The sequence below is a fragment of the Diaphorobacter sp. ED-3 genome (assembly GCF_027625375.1).
Taxonomy (GTDB): Bacteria; Pseudomonadota; Gammaproteobacteria; order Burkholderiales; family Burkholderiaceae_C; genus Diaphorobacter; species Diaphorobacter nitroreducens.
Genome location: NZ_CP115182.1, coordinates 970,193 through 987,625, shown reverse-complemented (window position 1 = coordinate 987,625; position 17,433 = coordinate 970,193). Strand labels below are relative to the sequence as shown.

The following is a 17,433-nucleotide window of genomic DNA, read 5'->3' as shown; positions in this document are numbered from 1 at the left end:
AGCGGCAGAGCGACCGGAATCCCTGTGATGATGTGAATCCAGATGGAGACCCCCGTCCACCATTGCAAGTGCCTGCAATCCGAGGTGGCGGGCCTGATCGAAAGATTCTACCTGTGCGCCAGGTGCCCCATGGCCGCGCGCCCCGTGAGGGCGTGTGACATCGGTGCGGGCTCTCCCGCGAAGAGGAATTTCTGCGGATCCTGCGGCACGCCTTGCACCCACACTTCGAAATGCAAATGCGGCCCCGTGGAGCGGCCCGTACTCCCCACTTCCGCGATTTTCTGTCCCCGGCGCACGATGTCTCCCGCCTTCACCAGGGTTTTGGAGGCGTGGGCGTAGCGGGTGACGAGTTGGCTTCCGTGGTCTATTTCCACCATGTTGCCATAGGCGGGATGGTACTCCTGGGCGATCACCACGCCGCCGGCCGCGGCCACGATGGGCGTGCCGGTTCCGGCCGAGAAGTCCAGCCCGGTATGCAACGCGGACTGGCCGGTAAAAGGATCAATGCGCCAGCCGAACGGCGAACCAACAGCCGTGTCGCGCACGGGAACCTGGGTCGGGACCAAGTGCTTGCGGATGTGCTGGTCAAAGAGGCGTGACTCTGCCACCGTCATCAAATCCGTCCGCCGGCCGGTGATGGCGACCAGGTCGTCCAAGGCCGCATTCAGTTCGTCGAGCCCCAGCGAGCGCCCAGCCACCAGCATGCCTCCACGGCCCGGCAGGCTCTCTGCACCTCGGACGCAGGCAGCCCGGCCAGGCCTCGCACACGCTCACCCAGCGATTCCAGCTGGAGCACACGGGCTTGCATGTCTCCGAGCTTGCGCGCCATCGCATCGATGTTGGCGCGCATGAACCGCTCGCGCTGGGCTTGCTCATCCTGCACAGCCAGTCGTGCCATGGAGCCCACTACGGGCCAGCCCTCGCGCACGCCATGCATCAGCACCCAGTGGTATGCCATCACGGTCATGAACAGCAGTGCCAAGAAAATCCCAGCTAGAGCGCAGATCAGTTGCACACCACTGAGGTGTATGGCGCGGCTTCGCGCGAGCCACGCATCCGTAATAATCACCTGCACGTTTTTCCCTCGTCGCTGGTTGGACCAGTCTCTGTATGAATCGTCGTCACCACGCCATCTCACTCCAGCAAGCCACGCAGGAGTCGCCGACGTTGGCGAAGCTGACCGCGCTCACCCAGGAGTCCAGTGCCCGGCTGAAAGCCATCGAGGGCTTGATACCCCCGATGCTGCGCCCCGCCATTCAGGCAGGGCCGATTGAAGGCGCTTGTTGGTGCCTGCTGGTCCGCAGCAATGCCGCCGCCGCAAAAGTCCGGCAATTGCTGCCCGCATTCGAGGCACATCTGCGCAGTCGGGGATGGGAGGTTAACTCCATACGCCTGAAAGTTCAAACCTGAGCACTCAGGCGAAAGACGCCAGCTATGCCGCAGGCATGGCGTCGTAAAGAAAAGGCCGCACGCAAAAGAAAAGCCGCATGTCCCTGCGAACATGCGGCCTGTGCAATGGTGCCGATTGTCGGATTCGAACTGACGACCTACCGCTTACAAGGCGGGTGCTCTACCAACTGAGCTAAATCGGCGAACTCCAGATTCTAGCGTTCAAAACGCACGGCTCAAATTGATGCACCTTGAAAGATGCCTCATTTGATGCGCTTGAGCGAAGGACGCCCTGCGCCTCCTGTGGGCGGAGGCGGTCGCGGCGCCTCCTCGTGCGCATCGCTCAAAGAGCCGTCAACCGATTGCAACTGAACAGGTCCACGCTCGGAAACCGCGGAGCCAGGGACACCCGGTCCAGCGTCCAAGTCCTCGGATGACACTACAGCAGCGGCCGGCGGCACGGACACTTCTTCTTCCAACGGGAAGGCCATACCCTGTCCGTTTTCACGGGCGTAGATGGCGACGACCCGGCGCACCGGGACCATGATGTCGTGCGGCCTGCCGCCGAAGCGTGCCTTGAACTCGATGAAATCGTTGCCCAGTTGCAGCCCGCTCGTCGCGTCGTAGCTTGCGTTCAGGACAATCTCGCCGTTGTTGACGTACTCACGCGGTACCTGAACGGATTCGTTCACACGCACCACCAGATAGGGCGTGAAGCCGTTGTCCGTGCACCACTCATAAAGAGCACGAATGAGATAGGGGCGCGTGGAGGGAAATTCCTGGGGCTTCATCGTACGCAAGCAAAAGAAAAAGGCGCAGCAGCTTATTTGCGCATGACTTTCTCGGAAGGCGTCAGCGCCTCGATATATGCCGGGCGGGAGAAAATGCGCTCGGCATATTTGAGCAATGGTGCAGCGTTCTTGCTCAACTCGATGCCGTAATAGTCCAGGCGCCACAACAAGGGTGCAATAGCCACATCAAGCATGGAAAAACCCTCGCCCAACATGTATTTGTTCTTCAAGAACACCGGAGCGAGCTGCGTCAGCCGGTCGCGAATGTGCGTGCGCGCCTTCTCCAATGCCTTTTCATTCCCCTTCGTGGCGCGCGACTCCAGCGCGTTCACGTGAACGAACAATTCCTTCTCGAAGTTCAGCAGGAACAGGCGCACGCGCGCGCGGTCCACCGGATCACCCGGCATCAGTTGCGGGTGGGGGAAGCGCTCATCAATGTACTCGTTGATGATGTTGGACTCGTACAGGATCAAGTCGCGCTCGACCAGGATGGGAACCTGGCCATAGGGATTCATCACGCTGATGTCTTCGGGCTTGTTGTACAGGTCCACATCGCGGATCTCGAAATCCATGCCTTTTTCGAAGAGGACGAAACGGCAGCGATGGGAAAAGGGGCAGGTCGTACCCGAATAAAGCACCATCATGGTGAGCAGCTCCTAAAAATCAAAAGAGTGGGTGCCAGGGCACCCACTCTGTACATGCTCGGCAGCGCAGAAATGCGCGACAAAGAACCTAGCGTTTACTTAACGTCTTTCCAGAAGGCGGCGTTGAGCCTCCATGCGATGAACGTGAACACGCCGAGGAAGATCAACACCCATACGCCAATGCGAACACGTGTATTTTGCGCTGGCTCGCCCATCCACTGCAGATAATTCACGAGATCACCTACAGCTTGGTCGTATTGCAACGGCGTCATGCTGCCTGCAGTAACCTGCTCCCAGCCCTTGAGCACATGCTCGGTCTTGCCGTGGCTTTCACGCTCTTCGAAGATCGGGCGGCGCTCGCCTTGCAGTTGCCACAAGGCATGGGGCATGCCCACATTGGGGAACGCGAGATTATTCCAGCCCGTGGCCTTGGTGTCGTCCCGATAGAAGGTGCGCAGGAAGGTGTAGAGATAGTCGGCGCCCGTTCCGCCAGCGCCTGCACGCGAACGTGCAATCACCGTGAGATCAGGCGGGTTGGCGCCGAACCACACCTTGGCCTGCTTGGGATCGATGGCGGACTTCATGGTCTCGCCCACCTTATCGGTCGTGAACAGCAGGTTGTCCTTGATCTGCTGGTCCGTGAGACCGATGTCCTTCAAGCGATTGAAACGCATGAAGGCAGCCGAGTGGCAGTTGAGGCAATAGTTGACGAAGAGCTTCGCACCGTTCTGCAAGGACGCCGTGTCGCTGGTATTGACAGGCGCCTTGTCCCAGGCCATGCCACCACCGGCGGCATGCGCCCCAGCCACCAGACCCAGAGCTGCAACCAACGTGAGGATGAGTTTTTTCATTGTTGTCGTCTCCAGCTCAGTGCGCAGCAAAAGTCACGCGGTCCGGCACAGGCTTGGGTGTACCCAAGCGGCTCCACCAGGGCATGAGCAGGAAGAAACCAAAGTAGAACAGCGTACCCACTTGCGAAACCCGCTCGCCGATGGGCGATGGCGGTTGCACGCCCAGGTAGGCCAGGATGACGAACACAACCACGAATACTGCGTACAGGTACTTGTGCCAGGTCGGGCGATAGCGGATCGAGCGTGCAGGGCTCTGGTCCAGCCAGGGCAGGAAGAACAGAATGATCACGGCACCACCCATCACCACCACGCCCCAAAACTTGGCATCAATAGCCAGCATGAGGGCGATGGCGACGGCGGCTGCCAGCGCTACGCCACCCTTGATGAGCGCAGGCAAACGGGCCTTGAATACACCGAAGCCCGCACCCAGCACCACACATGCGATCAACACGTACATCATCTCGGTGGTGATGGCGCGCAGCATGGAATAGAAGGGCGTGAAGTACCACACCGGGGCGATGTGGGCAGGCGTCTGCAGCGGATCGGCCGGGATGAAGTTGTTGTACTCCAGGAAGTAGCCACCCAGTTCCGGAGCAAAGAACACCACCGCCGAGAAGATGAACAGGAACACGCCCACGCCCAGGATGTCGTGCACCGTGTAGTAAGGGTGGAAAGGTACGCCGTCCAGCGGGTGGCCATGCTCATCCACCGGCTTGCCGGGGCCCTTGATTTCGATGCCATCAGGGTTGTTGGAGCCCACGTCATGCAGCGCCAGCAAGTGCGCAACCACCAGGCCCAGCAGCACCAGCGGCACAGCGATCACGTGGAAGCTGAAGAAGCGGTTCAGCGTCGCATCGCTCACCACATAGTCGCCACGGATCAGCAGCGCCAGATCGGGGCCGATGAAGGGAATGGCGGAGAACAGGTTCACGATCACCTGTGCGCCCCAGTAGGACATCTGGCCCCAGGGCAGCAGATAGCCCATGAAAGCCTCGGCCATCAGCGCCAGGAAGATCGCGCAACCGAAAATCCACACCAGTTCGCGTGGCTTGCGGTAGGAGCCGTACAGCAGGCCGCGGAACATATGCAGGTACACGACCACGAAGAAGGCCGACGCACCGGTCGAGTGCATGTAGCGGATCAGCCAGCCCCACGGCACATCGCGCATGATGTACTCGACAGACTCGAACGCCTTGGCAGCGTCGGGCTTGTAGTGCATCACGAGGAAGATGCCGGTGACGATCTGGATCACCAGTACCAGCAGCGCCAGCGAGCCGAAGATGTACCAGAAGTTGAAGTTCTTCGGAGCGTAGTACTCCGACATGTGCACCTTGTAGGCATCGAAAGCCGTGGGGAAACGGTTTTCCAGCCAGTTGGTGACCTTCACGCGCGCGGACGCGTTGGGCGAGACTTCCTTGAATTCGCGATAAGCAGCCATTTGTCAGTGCCTCCCTCAGGCCTTCTTGTCTTCACCGATCAGGAGCTTGGTCTCCGACAGGTACATGTGCGGCGGCACTTCGAGATTGTCAGGCGCAGGCTTGTTCTTGAACACACGGCCCGCCATGTCGAATGTGGAGCCATGGCAAGGGCACAGGAAACCGCCCTTCCAGTCGTCAGGCAGGGAAGGCTGCGGACCCGGCGCGAACTTCTCCGTGGGAGAGCAGCCAAGGTGGGAGCAGATACCCACGGCCACGAACACCTCGGGTTTGATGGAGCGCCATTCGTTGCGCGCATATTCCGGCGTGAGCTCCGCAGGGTTGCGCGCCGATTTGGGATCGGCAAGCTGCGCATCCAGCTTGGGCAGCTCGGCAAGCTGCTCGGGCGTGCGCTTGACAATCCAAACAGGCTTTCCACGCCATTCCACGGTGATTTTTTCGCCGGGCTTGAGACCCGAGATATCCACCTCGACGGCAGCACCTGCTGCCTTGGCCTTTTCAGACGGTTGGAAAGTGCTCACAAAAGGAACGGCAGTCGCCACGCCGCCCACCGCACCAGCGCAGCCGGACGCAATCAGCCACGTCCGCTTGCTGGAGTCGATCGGAGTTTCACTCATGGGGATCCTCGGTATGCTTCGCTAAGGGGTCAACCGCAAATTGTAGCGGAGTGAAAATGGTTATTCCAACGCTGCTGCTGGACTTAAGCTAGGCAATAGTTCAGTGTTTTCATCTATATCAAAGGAGAAACGAAATGGGCATTGCCAAAGAGTTTCGGGAGTTTGCCGTTAAGGGCAACGTCATTGACCTCGCGGTCGGCGTGATCATCGGTGGTGCCTTCGGCAAGATCGTCGACTCCGTCGTCAGCGACCTCATCATGCCGGTCGTGGGCTTGGTGCTCGGCAAGCTGGACTTCTCCAACCTGTTCATCGTGCTGGGCAGCGTGCCGGAGGGCACGCCCTATACGCTGGAGGCGATTCGCAAAGCGGGCGTGCCGGTACTGGCTTACGGCAATTTCATCACCGTCGCGGTCAATTTCGTGATCCTCGCGTTCATCATCTTCGTGATGGTCAAACAGATCAACCGGCTCAAGCGTGAGACACCCGTCGAGCCGCCAGCCCCGCCCGCCACTCCCGAGGACATCCAGCTGCTGCGCGAGATCCGCGACAGCCTCAAGCGCTGACAGCACGCAGAGGGCGCGTAAAAAGGCCCACCGCCCTTCCCGGGGCGGCGGGCCTTTGCATTTCAGGGAGACGTTCAGGGCCGCGCCAACTGCCGCGCCATGCGCACGGCTTCGATCAGGCTCTCCGCATCCGCCGTCCCCTGCCCCGCGATGTCGAAGGCCGTGCCGTGGTCGGGGCTGGTGCGCACGAGCGGCAACCCGAGCGTGACGTTCACCCCCTTGTCCACGCCCAAATACTTCACCGGGATCAGGCCCTGGTCGTGGTACATGGCCAGCACCACGTCAAACTCGCCGGCGCGCTGCGGCGTGGAGCGGGCGCGCATGAAAATGGTGTCGGGTGCAAACGGGCCGTGGGCATCGATCCCCTCACTGCGCGCCTGCGTCACGGCCGGCGCGATGATTTCGAGCTCCTCGCGGCCGAACAAGCCCCCCTCGCCCGCATGCGGATTGAGCCCCGCCACGCCAATGCGCGGAGCGCGCCCCAGGCTGCGCGAGAGCGCGGCATGGGTGATCCGCAGCGTCTGCAGCACGCTGTCCTGCGTCACCGCGGTAATGGCATCGCGCAGCGCGACGTGGATGCTGACGAGCACGGTGCGCAGCTCGTCATTCGCGAGCATCATGCGCACGGGCATCTGCTCCAGGGACACGCCCGCATGCAGCGCCGCCTCGGCTTGCAGCAGTTCCGTGTGACCGGGATGGTGCACGCCCGCGGCCGCGAGCGCCTCCTTGTGCAAAGGCGCCGTCACCAGCGCCGCAACCTCGCCACGCAATGCAGCACGCGCAGCCCACACCACGCACGCCGCCGCGGCACGCCCGGCTTCGGCGCTCACCCGCCCCCAGGGCGCAGGGGCCACGCCCTCCAATTCCGGCAGTTGCCATACGGGCAGGCAGCGCGGCGGAATGTCGGCCAGGTCGACCGGCGCACGGTACGCATCCAGGCGCGCCACGGGCAGACTGGGCTGGCCCGGCCGCATGATGCACGACGCCGCGCGGCGCATGGTCGGCAGGTCTCCCACCACGAAGCAGCCGCGCATCACCTGTGGCGCATCGCGAAACGCCTTGGCCACGATTTCCGGACCGATGCCTGCGGGATCCCCCTGGGTGATGGCAAGCGCGGGAAGTGCATTCATGAATAAGCCTATAGATCAAATAGGGCTCTAGCGCTCTACCATAAAGCGCAAGTAGCTATATTTTTAATAGCACAGCTCAAGCAGGATTGTCGATATCGATGAAGCGGTGCTCCAACCCCAACCGCTGCGCGACATGGGCCGCGAGCGCCGGCGCACCGTAGCGTTCAGTGGCATGGTGGCCGGCTGCGATGAAGGCCACGCCCGTCTCGCGCGCGAGGTGGGTCTGCTGTTCGGAGATCTCGCCGGTGATGAAGGCATCCGCCCCCGCGGCGATGGCGGACTCGAAGAACCCTTGCGCGCCGCCCGTGCACCAGGCCACGCGACGGATGGGACGCACCTGCTCCGGCGCCACCACCGTGGCCGCACGGCCCAGCGCCGCTTGCACGTGCGCGGCCAGCGCACCCACATCTGCGAAGTCCGCCGGCGCAGCAAAGCCCAGGTCCTGCTCGCCAAACCGCTGGTCGGGCTGCCAGCCCAGCACGCGCCCCAGCTGTGCGTTGTTGCCCCACTGCGCATGCGCGTCCAGTGGCAAGTGGTAGGCAAACAGATTGATGTCGTGTGCCAGCAGGCGCTGCAGGCGCTGCTTCATCCAGCCGGTCACGCGGCCGTCCATGCCCCGCCAGAACAAGCCGTGGTGCACGAAGATGGCGTCGGCCCGCGCGGCAACGGCGGCATCGATCAGCGCGCGGCTGGCCGTGACTCCGCTGACGATGCGCGCGATCTCGCGCCTGCCTTCTACCTGCAGCCCATTGGGCCCGTAATCCTTGAAGCGTTCGGGCTGCAGTTCGGCATCAAAGGCCGCCAGCAGCGCGTCCCGGTCGGTATGCGAAGGATGAGACATGCGGCAATTGTCCGCGATGTGCCCCTGCGCTGACCCACATCAAACGTGTTTACCCATGCTTCACACTGCTTAAAAAATCCCGCGCAAACGCGCTCCTAGACTGCCTGGCAAACCACCATGACAACCAACAGGGAACTGGGATGAAACGCATCACGTGGGCCTTCTGGGCCTTCTTGCTCGGCCTCACCGCGCTGTGGCTGATGGCCGACACGCTATGGCCCGCGCAGCCGGGCTACTTCGCGCTGCGCACCGTCTGGGTGCAATACAGCGGTGTGCTGGTGATGGGCGCGATGTCGCTCGCCATGCTGCTGGCCGTGCGCCCCGTGTGGCTGGAGCGGCATTTGGACGGGCTGGACAAGATGTACCGTCTGCACAAGTGGCTGGGCATCGCCGCGCTGGCGATCGGCACGGTGCACTGGCTCTGGGCCAAGGGCACCAAATGGGCCGTGGGATGGGGTTGGCTTACCCGACCGCCGCGCGGGCCGCGCCCGCCTGCCGAGAATCTGGGCCTTGCCGAGGCCACGCTGCGCGATTGGCGCGGCCTCGCCGAAGGCGTGGGCGAGTGGGCGTTCTACGCAGCGGTACTGCTCATCGTGCTGGCGCTGGTCAAGCGCTTTCCGTACCGGCTGTTCGCCAAGACGCACCAGTTGCTGGCCGTGGCTTACCTGGCGCTGGTCTTCCACACCGTGGTGCTGGTGCAGTGGAGCTACTGGTCGCAGCCGATCGGCTGGCTGCTGGCCCTGCTGGTGGCCGCCGGCACGGTATCAGCCGTGCTGGTACTAACCCGCCGCGTGGGCGGGCGCCGCACCGTTCAGGGTCGCATCGTTTCATTGCAGCCTTATCCCGCGCTGCGCGTGCTGGAAACGCGCATCCGTCTCGACGGCCTCTGGCCGGGGCACCGCGCGGGGCAATTCGCCTTCGTCACCTCCGACCCCAAGGAAGGCGCGCACCCCTACACCATCGCATCGGCGTGGATGCCACAAGACCCGTGCGTCACTTTCATCACCAAGGCCCTCGGCGACCACACCAGCCGCCTGCCCGACCGCCTGCGCGTGGGCGACCACGTGACGGTGGAGGGGCCGTACGGCTGCTTCACATTCGACGACGCGCGTCCACGCCAGATCTGGATCGGCGCCGGCATCGGCATTACGCCGTTCATCGCACGCATGAAACAACTCGCGCACGGGGGCTCCCACTCCGCCCGGCCCATCGACCTGTTCCACACCACCGCCGACCACGACCCGGTGGCGCTGGACAAGCTGCGTGTCGATGCGCAGGCCGCCGGCGTGCGCCTGCACCTCTTCGTGGATGCACAGGACGGGCGCCTGGACGGCGAGCGTCTGCGAGCGCTGGTGCCCGAATGGCGAAACGCCAGCGTCTGGTTCTGCGGCCCGATACCGTTCGCCTCTGCCCTGCGGGCAGACCTGGCCGCGCACGGCCTGCCCACGCAGGCCTTCCACCAGGAACTGTTCCAGATGCGCTGATGCGACGCGAGGCAGGCCCCTCGCAACGCCAGGCCCGCAACTACATCCGTGGGGACTCGCTCCGCGCCGTCCCACGCCCCGAAACCGGGGCACACGCCTACAATTTGCGCTCGCCTTCCAACCGCATCACGCCCCATGAAACGCCTCTGGCTCCTGCTCTCCCAATCCGTCACCGTGCTGCTGGCTGCGTACTTCGTGGTGGCCACCCTGCAGCCCGACTGGCTGCAGCGCGGCGCCACACGCAGCGGCGCTGGCATATCGCTCATCGAGGCGCCCTCCTCCACGTCCGCCCAGCCCGCGGCGGGCAGCTTCAGTGGGGCGGCGCGCAAGGCGGCGCCAGCGGTGGTCAGCATCAACACCAGCAAGGCCGTGCGCCACCCGCGCAGCAACGACCCGTGGTTCCAGTTCTTCTTTGGCGACCAGGGCACCCAGGCGCAAACCGGCCTGGGCAGCGGCGTGATCATCAGCCCCGACGGCTACATCCTCACCAACAACCACGTGGTGGAGGGCGCCGACGAGATCGAGGTCACGCTCACCGACAGCCGGCGCGCACGCGCCACCGTGATCGGGACCGACCCTGAAACCGACCTGGCCGTGCTGAAGGTGGATCTCGACAAGCTGCCCGTCATCGTGCTGGGCGATTCCGACCAGCTCGCCGTGGGCGATCAGGTGCTGGCCATCGGCAACCCCTTTGGCGTGGGCCAGACGGTCACCAGCGGCATCGTGTCGGCCCTGGGTCGCAGCCAACTGGGCATCAACACTTTCGAGAACTTCATTCAGACCGACGCGGCCATCAATCCCGGCAACTCCGGCGGCGCGCTGGTGGACGTGAATGGCAATCTGATGGGCATCAACACCGCCATCTACTCACGCTCAGGCGGCAGCATGGGCATCGGCTTCGCCATTCCCGTGTCGACGGCCAAGCTGGTGCTGGACGGTATCGTGCGCGACGGGCAGGTCACGCGCGGCTGGATCGGCGTGGAGCCCAACGAACTGTCCCCGGAACTGGCGCAGACCTTTGGCGTCAAGGCCACGGAGGGCGTGATCATCACCGGCGTGCTGCAGGGCGGTCCCGCGGCAGTGGCGGGGGTGCGGCCGGGCGACGTGATCCTGAGCGTGGAGGACAAAGCCACCAACAATGTGTCGCAACTGCTCACGGCGGTGGCGTCCCTCAAGCCCGGCTCCGCGGCCAGCTTTGCGCTGCAGCGCGGCGACGCGCGGCTGGAGGTATCGGTCGTGCCGGGCACGCGGCCCCGCGTGCAGCAGCGCCGCTGAACGGCATTGCTATCAAAAAAAAAGCTTCCCGCGGTTGTCTACAAAGCGCGGGAAGCTATTTTTGTTCCACTCCTGAACGGTGCACCACCGGGCGCCGGCGCCCCCTCGCAGCGCGGCGGTGGCTCAGTGCACGCTCACGGCGCGGATTCCTGCGGATCTTCGGGTGCCTTGGTATGGCGGATGAACAGCTGCGCCGCCCAGATGCCCAACTCGTAGAGCAGGCACATGGGGATCGCCAGCGCCAGTTGCGACACCACGTCCGGCGGCGTAACGATGGCGGCGATCACGAACGCGACCACGATGAAGTAGCCGCGGAAGCTCTTGAGCTTTTCCACGCTCACGACGTTCAGGCGCGCCAGCACCACCACGGCGATCGGCACCTCAAAGGCCAGGCCGAAGGCGAGGAACATGGTCATCACGAAGCCCAGGTAGGCCTCGATGTCCGGCGCGGCGGTGATGCTCTTGGGTGCAAAACCCTGGATGAAGCTGAACACCTGTCCAAACACGAAGAAGTAGCAGAACGCCACACCGATGAAGAACAGCACCGTGCTGGAAACCACCAGCGGCAGCACCAGGCGCTTCTCGTGCGAATACAGCCCCGGGGCCACGAAGGCCCACACCTGCCACAGCACGAAGGGCAGCGCCACAAGGAACGCCGACATCAGCAGGATCTTGAGCGGCACCATGAAGGGCGAGATCACCGAGGTGGCAATCATGGTCGCCCCCTGCGGCAAGTGGGCCACCAAGGGCGCGGCCAGGAAGTCGTACAGCTGGCCGGGACCGGGGTAGAAGAACAGGGCGGCCGCGACGACCCCCACCGCGATCATAGCCTTCACGAGGCGGTCGCGCAGCTCCATCAGGTGCTGCACGAAAGGCTGCTCGGTACCGGCGAGCTCGTCTTCTTGGTTCGGTGTTTCGGACATGGTGGGGGTGGGGGCGGGATCATGGCCCGCGCGGGCTGCGCAGGGCGCAGCCCATCAGGGGATCAATGGAATTTCTGGGGGCGGAACCGTGCCACGCGCGCCGCGCCTGACTGCACCCGGGTGCGCACGCCCGCGCGCGCCTTGTACCACTGGGGCATGGCACCGCGCTTGAGGCGCCAGTTCTTGGCTGGGTGCTTGTACGCCGGGACCACGGTGGACAGGCCTTGGTCCACCCCGTAGCTGTTGCCGGAAGCGGAGGCGTCGCCCAGGCTGTGCTCCATGTCCTTCTGGAAATCGCTGGCGCTGGTGTGGATGGTCTGCTCCACGTCGCGCGCCGCGTTCTCCACGGTGTCTTTCATCTTGCGCAGCTCGTCCAGCTCCATGGAGCGGTTGACCTCCGCCTTGACGTCGGCCACGTAACGCTGCGCCTTGCCCAGCAAGGTGCCCACCGTGCGCGCGACGCGCGGCAGCTTCTCGGGGCCGATGACGATGAGGGCCACGGCGCCAATCAGCGCCATTTTGGACAGGCCAATGTCGATCATGAGGAACGCTCAGGCAGGAAAGGCGTGGGCGTTCAGCTCTTGTGCTTGGCTTCGACGTCGATGGTGGTCTTGTCGGCAGCCGTGCTGTTGTTGGTCACCTGGCCCGCGGGCGCGCTGGTGGTGGCCGAGTCATCGGTGCTGGCGCCATCCTTCATGCCGTCCTTGAAACCCTTGACCGCGCCGCCCAGGTCGGAGCCGATGTTCTTGAGCTTCTTGGTGCCGAACACCATCACGACGATCAGCAGCACGATGAGCCAGTGCCAAATGGAAAACGAACCCATGAAAATCTCCTAACGAATACGGCCCATTCTAGACGGCGGATATGTCGGGCCCCTCATATCCCTAGCAACTTCACGGCAGCTGCAGGCGTGCCGACTTACCCCTTGAGCCAGGGACGGGGACCGCCGATCACGTGCATGTGCAGGTGGTGGATCTCCTGGCCGCCCTCGGAACCGGTATTTACCACGATGCGGAATCCTCCATCCGGGTAAGGGTTGCAGCCCTGCTCCTGCGCCAGCTTGGGCGCCAGCGTCATCATGTGCCCCAGCAGGTCCGCGTGCTCGGGCGTGACCGCCGCCATGGAATGCAGATGGACCTTGGGCACCACGAGAAAATGCACCGGCGCCCAGGGGTGGATGTCGTGGAAGGCAAACACCCGCTCGTCCTCGTACACCTTCTTCGAGGGGATCTGGCCGGCGATGATCTTGCAGAAGAGGCAGTTCGGGTCGTGCTGCATGGCGGAGGGCTAAAAGGCGGTCAACAGGCAGTGGAAAGGTCATGCATTGTCGGCGATGTTGACCGTGGTGCGCACGCCCACGTCCGCCCGGTGGGCCTGCAGCCAGTCCTGGCCGGCCGCCCTGCCCAGGTCGAACAAGCGGCGCACGAAGGCCAGGTCCGCCCGCAGTTTGCTGGCGGCTCCGAACGGCTCGAGCACCGCGCCACCATCGATGCGGTGCATGCGCACGCTCTTGTAGCGGCGCGCGTCCAGCTTGCCTTCGGCCAGCAGCCGCCGCACGAACTCGATGGCGCGCAGCTCGGACAGCAGGGCGGCGTTGAACGTGATCTCGTTCATGCGCTCCATGATCTCGCTGGCACTGTCGGGCACGCCTTGGTGCTCGATGGGGTTGATCTGCACCAGCAGCACATCGGCGCAGTCGGTCTTGTAGATCAGCGGGTGCAGCGCGGGGTTGCCGGAATAGCCACCGTCCCAGTAATGCTCGCCGTCAATCTCCACCGCCTTGAACAGCAGCGGCAGGCAGGCCGAGGCCATGACGGCATCGGCGCTGAGCCGCTTGCCGGTGAAAATCTCCCCGCGCCCGGTGCGCACATTGGTCGCGCACACGAACACCTGCGGCACAGTGGTGGACTGCGGCACACGCGCAGAAGCCAGGGCCTCGAAGTCCACCTCGCGCTCCAGCACCCTCCGCAGGGGGTTGATGTCCAGCGGATTGGTCTGGTAGGGCGACAGCCAGTGGGACATCATGCCCAGCAGCGGCCCGGCACCGGGCAAGGGGATGCCCCAGGTCAGGCTGCCGAGTGTGCCCACGCCTTCCCACAGCCGCGCCAGCGTGGCGCGCGCCAGTTCGCAGCCGGCGCGGTGCGCCTCCAGCGGGTCTTTGTGTTCCCGCGCGGCCTGGGCGAATCCGTGGGCCAGCGCAACGGCATTCATGGCACCGGCGCTGGTGCCGCTCACGCCGTCGATGAGGAACTGGCCGTCTTCGAGCAACGCATCCAGCACGCCCCAGGTCAGCGCGCCATGCGAGCCGCCGCCCTGCAGCGCGAGGTTGAGCCGCTGCGGCGCGCCCTGCTCAGGCATCGATGGCCTGCCCCTTGTTCATGGCCACCATGCCGCGCACGATGCGGTAGAGGAACCAGATGGAGATCAGGCCCCAGGCGATCCAACCCGGAAAAAAGAAAACCAGCCACAGCGGCGCAGTGACCGCGTACAGCACGCCGGCCCAGATCACGGTGCGCACGCGCCAGGAGAAATGGCTGGCCTGCCAGGTACCCGCGGCATCGCTTTTCTTCACCAGGTCGATCACCAGCGCGACGATGAGCAGCGCGGCGCTAGGCTGCGCGCCCGGCAGCACCGCCGCCACGGCCACGATCAGGTGCAGGATGTAGCTGACCCATCCGACCGTCTTGAGGGATTCGGCCCGCTCGCTGGGCTCCACGTCGACGATATCGTTGTTCATCACGCACCTCCTTCTTCGCTGCTGCGGGCTGCGGCCTTGCGCAGGGCCTTTTCCTCGATGCCGCTGATGCCCTCGCGGCGCTCCAGCTCGGCAATCACGTCGGCGGGGGCAAGCCCGTAGTGCGCCAGCGCGATCATCGAATGGAACCACAGGTCGGCCACCTCGTACACCAGCTTCGCCTTGTCGGCGCCATGGTCCAAGTCCTTGGCCGCCATGACCACCTCGGTCGCCTCCTCGCCCACCTTCTTGAGGAAGGCGTCAGGCCCCTTGTGCAGCAGCCGCGCGACGTAGCTCTTGTCAGGGTCGCCGCCGTTGGCGGGCTTGCGGCTTTCGATGACGCCGGCCAGCCGCGCAAGCGCGTCCTGCGACAGAGGGGCATGGGTATCGGTGCGGGTCATGGCTTCTTATTTGTAGATGGATTCGGGGTCTTTCAAGACCGGATCGACAGCCTGCCACGCGCCATTCTGGAGAGCGTTGAAGAAGCAGCTGTGACGGCCCGTGTGGCAGGCAATGCCGGGCTCGTGGCCCAGCTGCGTCACCTTCAGCAGCACCACATCGCTGTCGCAGTCCAGGCGAATGTCATGCACCTGCTGCACATGGCCCGACTCCTCGCCCTTGAACCACAGCTTGCCGCGCGAGCGGCTGTAGTACACGGCGCGGCCCAGCTCGGCGGTCTTGGCCAGCGCCTCGCGGTTCATCCAGGCGAACATCAGCACGTCGCCCGTGGCGGCCTCCTGCGCAATCACGGGCACCAGGCCCTGCGCATCCCATTTCACTTGATCAAGCCAGTTCATGGTGTCCATTGTCGGTCATCGGCAGCTATAACGCCGATGTATGCTGCATTTTTTATAGCTTACAGCGCTTGCTGGAAGCGCGCTACAGGCCTTATCGGCATCCATTCGCGGCATCAGAGCCGCACGGGGATACCGCGCTCGCGCATGCGCTCCTTGGCCTGGCGCACGGTGAATTCGCCGTAGTGGAAGATGCTGGCGGCCAGCACCGCGTCGGCGCCGCCCTGCTGCACGCCGTCGGCCAGGTGATCCAGGTTGCCCACGCCGCCCGATGCGATCACGGGCACGCCCACGGCGTCGCTCACGGCGCGCGTGAGCTGCAGGTCGAAGCCGCTCTTGGTGCCGTCGCGGTCCATGCTGGTGAGCAGGATCTCGCCCGCGCCGCGGCGCACCATCTCCTCGGCCCAGCGCACGGCGTCCAGCCCCGTATTCTTGCGCCCGCCGTGGCTGTACACGTCCCAGCCCTCGCCGCGCTCGGCCACCTCCTGGCCCTGGCGGCGCTTGGCGTCGATGGCCACCACGATGCACTGCGCGCCGTACTTACCGGACGCCTGGTCGATCACGTCGGGATTGGCGATGGCCGCGGAGTTGAAGCTGGTCTTGTCCGCGCCCGCGTTGAGCAGGCGGCGCACGTCGGCCACCGTGCGTACGCCGCCGCCCACGGTGAGCGGAATGAAGACCTGGCTAGCCACGGCCTCGATGATGGGCAGGATCAGGTCGCGCCCGTCACTGGTGGCGGTGATGTCGAGGAAGGTGAGCTCGTCGGCGCCCTGCTCGTTGTAGCGCGCGGCGATCTCCACCGGGTCGCCCGCATCGCGCAGTTCGACGAAGTTGACGCCCTTGACGACGCGGCCACCGGTCACGTCCAGGCAGGGGATGATGCGTTTGGCAAGCATGGGAATCGTTCTACGGCTGGGGCGCGCAAGATACCACGGCTCACGCCGGCTGCAGCGTGCGCGCCACGCCGTCCTGCCAGCGCCAGGCATCCTGGCACATGGCCTGCACGTCGCGCGTGGCGCGCCAGCCCAGCAGCCGCTCGGCCAGGCCCGGGTCGGCCCAGCATGCCGCCACGTCGCCCGGGCGGCGCTCGGCGAGCCTGTAGGGCACGGGGCGGCCACTGGCCTGCTCGAAGCCGCGCACCATCTCCAGCACCGACACGGGCCGGCCCGTGCCCAGGTTCACCGTCAGCAGGCCCGGGTGCTCGCGTAGGTAGCGCAGCGCCGCCACGTGGCCCTCGGCCAGGTCGCAGACATGGATATAGTCGCGCAGCCCCGTGCCGTCGGGCGTGGGGTAGTCGCTGCCCCAGACGTTCAGGAACTCGCGCTGGCCGGAGGCCACTTGCGCCACGTAGGGCATGAGGTTGTTGGGCACGCCCTGCGGGTCCTCGCCGATCAGGCCACTCTCGTGCGCGCCCACGGGGTTGAAGTAGCGCAGCCGCGCAATGCGCCACTGGCCGGGCTCGCTCGCGTCCACGTCGGCCAGCACCTGCTCCATCATCAGCTTGCTCCAGCCGTAGGGGTTGGTGGCCGAGAGCGGGCAGTCCTCGCGTATCGGCAAGGAGGCCGGGTCGCCATACACCGTGGCGGACGACGAGAACACCAGCTGGCGCACGCCCGCCTGCCGCATGGCCTGCAGCAGCGTGACCGTGCCCGCGACGTTGTTGTCGTAGTACGCCAGGGGCTCGCGCACCGATTCGCCCACCGCCTTGAGCGCGGCGAAGTGGATCACCGCCGTGAATTCGTGGCGTGCAAACAACTGCTGCAGCAGCGCCGCGTCGCGCACGTCGCCCCGCACGCATTCGGGCTCGCGCCCCGTGATGCGCCCGATGCGCTCCAGCACCGAGGGGCGGCTGTTGCCAAAGTTGTCCAATACCAGGAACGGCTCGTTCGCCTGAGCCAGCGCCACACACATGTGCGAGCCGATGTAGCCCGCGCCTCCGGTCACCAAGATCACAGATCCCT

21 protein-coding genes, 1 tRNA gene and 1 pseudogene are annotated in these 17,433 nt (G+C 64.7%); 4 read left to right on the top strand and 19 right to left on the bottom strand.

Annotation, left to right across the window (positions count from 1 at the left end):
- Positions 1–107 precede the first annotated feature (107 nt).
- Positions 108–1,075, bottom strand: a pseudogene (locus tag PCQ86_RS04825) (M23 family metallopeptidase).
- A 35-nt stretch (positions 1,076–1,110) separates the two neighbouring features.
- Here PCQ86_RS04825 and PCQ86_RS04820 point away from each other — a divergent pair.
- Positions 1,111–1,410 (top strand): hypothetical protein, encoded by a 300-nt coding sequence (locus PCQ86_RS04820; protein WP_135148434.1) that lies wholly within the window; start codon positions 1,111–1,113, stop codon positions 1,408–1,410.
- Positions 1,411–1,516: 106 nt separating this feature from the next.
- On the opposite strand, the gene PCQ86_RS04815 is transcribed toward PCQ86_RS04820, so the two are convergent.
- From PCQ86_RS04815 to petA, 6 genes are all read right to left on the bottom strand, one after another.
- Positions 1,517–1,592 (bottom strand) — tRNA-Thr (locus tag PCQ86_RS04815).
- Between the two features lie 60 nt (positions 1,593–1,652).
- Entirely contained in the window at positions 1,653–2,180 is a 528-nt protein-coding gene (locus PCQ86_RS04810) for a ClpXP protease specificity-enhancing factor (protein ID WP_041835890.1), read from the bottom strand.
- A gap of 32 nt (positions 2,181–2,212) precedes the next feature.
- Positions 2,213–2,824 carry a glutathione S-transferase N-terminal domain-containing protein gene (locus PCQ86_RS04805; protein WP_011804241.1) on the bottom strand — a complete coding sequence of 204 codons (612 nt, stop codon included), beginning with the start codon at positions 2,822–2,824 and terminating at the stop codon, positions 2,213–2,215.
- A gap of 95 nt (positions 2,825–2,919) precedes the next feature.
- Positions 2,920–3,675 (bottom strand): cytochrome c1, encoded by a 756-nt coding sequence (locus PCQ86_RS04800; RefSeq protein ID WP_103737801.1) that lies wholly within the window; start codon positions 3,673–3,675, stop codon positions 2,920–2,922.
- 16 nt (positions 3,676–3,691) lie between these two features.
- A complete protein-coding gene (locus tag PCQ86_RS04795; RefSeq protein WP_011804239.1) occupies positions 3,692–5,113 on the bottom strand; it encodes a cytochrome b in 1,422 nt (473 codons plus the stop codon).
- A gap of 15 nt (positions 5,114–5,128) precedes the next feature.
- Positions 5,129–5,728, bottom strand: a complete 600-nt coding sequence (gene petA / locus PCQ86_RS04790; protein WP_011804238.1) for a ubiquinol-cytochrome c reductase iron-sulfur subunit — start codon at positions 5,726–5,728, stop codon at positions 5,129–5,131.
- A gap of 134 nt (positions 5,729–5,862) precedes the next feature.
- Between petA and mscL the strand changes: the two genes are divergently transcribed.
- Positions 5,863–6,291: a large conductance mechanosensitive channel protein MscL gene (gene mscL, locus PCQ86_RS04785; protein ID WP_270174992.1), complete on the top strand. Its 429-nt coding sequence runs from the start codon at positions 5,863–5,865 to the stop codon at positions 6,289–6,291.
- 74 nt (positions 6,292–6,365) lie between these two features.
- Here mscL and pdxA read toward each other — a convergent pair whose 3' ends face one another.
- Together pdxA and PCQ86_RS04775 are read right to left on the bottom strand one after the other, a co-directional pair.
- Positions 6,366–7,421: a 4-hydroxythreonine-4-phosphate dehydrogenase PdxA gene (gene pdxA / locus PCQ86_RS04780; RefSeq protein WP_270174991.1), complete on the bottom strand. Its 1,056-nt coding sequence runs from the start codon at positions 7,419–7,421 to the stop codon at positions 6,366–6,368.
- 76 nt (positions 7,422–7,497) lie between these two features.
- Positions 7,498–8,262 carry a Nif3-like dinuclear metal center hexameric protein gene (locus PCQ86_RS04775; protein WP_270174990.1) on the bottom strand — a complete coding sequence of 255 codons (765 nt, stop codon included), beginning with the start codon at positions 8,260–8,262 and terminating at the stop codon, positions 7,498–7,500.
- A gap of 140 nt (positions 8,263–8,402) precedes the next feature.
- On the opposite strand from PCQ86_RS04775, the gene PCQ86_RS04770 reads away from it, so the two are divergent.
- Together PCQ86_RS04770 and PCQ86_RS04765 are read left to right on the top strand one after the other, a co-directional pair.
- Positions 8,403–9,746, top strand: coding sequence for a ferredoxin reductase family protein (locus PCQ86_RS04770; RefSeq protein ID WP_270174989.1), 1,344 nt, complete (start codon positions 8,403–8,405; stop codon positions 9,744–9,746).
- Between the two features lie 135 nt (positions 9,747–9,881).
- Positions 9,882–11,021, top strand: coding sequence for a trypsin-like peptidase domain-containing protein (locus PCQ86_RS04765; RefSeq protein WP_135148439.1), 1,140 nt, complete (start codon positions 9,882–9,884; stop codon positions 11,019–11,021).
- Between the two features lie 134 nt (positions 11,022–11,155).
- Here the strand turns inward: PCQ86_RS04765 and tatC are convergent, their stop codons facing one another.
- From tatC to galE, 10 genes are all read right to left on the bottom strand, one after another.
- Positions 11,156–11,944: a twin-arginine translocase subunit TatC gene (gene tatC, locus PCQ86_RS04760; RefSeq protein ID WP_047349954.1), complete on the bottom strand. Its 789-nt coding sequence runs from the start codon at positions 11,942–11,944 to the stop codon at positions 11,156–11,158.
- Between the two features lie 62 nt (positions 11,945–12,006).
- The gene (gene tatB / locus PCQ86_RS04755) at positions 12,007–12,486 is read right to left on the bottom strand and encodes a Sec-independent protein translocase protein TatB (RefSeq protein ID WP_270174988.1); all 480 of its coding nucleotides are present in this window, start codon (positions 12,484–12,486) and stop codon (positions 12,007–12,009) included.
- Between the two features lie 32 nt (positions 12,487–12,518).
- The gene (gene tatA / locus PCQ86_RS04750; protein ID WP_011804230.1) at positions 12,519–12,767 is read right to left on the bottom strand and encodes a Sec-independent protein translocase subunit TatA; all 249 of its coding nucleotides are present in this window, start codon (positions 12,765–12,767) and stop codon (positions 12,519–12,521) included.
- Positions 12,768–12,862: 95 nt separating this feature from the next.
- Entirely contained in the window at positions 12,863–13,222 is a 360-nt protein-coding gene (locus PCQ86_RS04745) for a histidine triad nucleotide-binding protein (protein ID WP_012655729.1), read from the bottom strand.
- Between the two features lie 39 nt (positions 13,223–13,261).
- Positions 13,262–14,302, bottom strand: a complete 1,041-nt coding sequence (locus PCQ86_RS04740) for a patatin-like phospholipase family protein (RefSeq protein WP_270174987.1) — start codon at positions 14,300–14,302, stop codon at positions 13,262–13,264.
- Entirely contained in the window at positions 14,295–14,681 is a 387-nt protein-coding gene (locus tag PCQ86_RS04735) for a DUF4870 family protein (RefSeq protein WP_012655727.1), read from the bottom strand. The genes PCQ86_RS04740 and PCQ86_RS04735 overlap by 8 nt, the downstream gene beginning before the upstream one ends.
- Positions 14,681–15,079, bottom strand: coding sequence for a phosphoribosyl-ATP diphosphatase (locus tag PCQ86_RS04730; protein WP_011804226.1), 399 nt, complete (start codon positions 15,077–15,079; stop codon positions 14,681–14,683). Before PCQ86_RS04730 ends, PCQ86_RS04735 begins: the two co-directional genes overlap by 1 nt.
- 6 nt (positions 15,080–15,085) lie before the next feature.
- Positions 15,086–15,484, bottom strand: coding sequence for a phosphoribosyl-AMP cyclohydrolase (hisI, locus tag PCQ86_RS04725; protein WP_011804225.1), 399 nt, complete (start codon positions 15,482–15,484; stop codon positions 15,086–15,088).
- A 104-nt stretch (positions 15,485–15,588) separates the two neighbouring features.
- The gene (gene hisF, locus PCQ86_RS04720; protein WP_270174986.1) at positions 15,589–16,368 is read right to left on the bottom strand and encodes an imidazole glycerol phosphate synthase subunit HisF; all 780 of its coding nucleotides are present in this window, start codon (positions 16,366–16,368) and stop codon (positions 15,589–15,591) included.
- Positions 16,369–16,408: 40 nt separating this feature from the next.
- Positions 16,409–17,425 carry a UDP-glucose 4-epimerase GalE gene (galE, locus tag PCQ86_RS04715; RefSeq protein WP_013721471.1) on the bottom strand — a complete coding sequence of 339 codons (1,017 nt, stop codon included), beginning with the start codon at positions 17,423–17,425 and terminating at the stop codon, positions 16,409–16,411.
- Between the last annotated feature and the right edge of the window lie 8 nt (positions 17,426–17,433).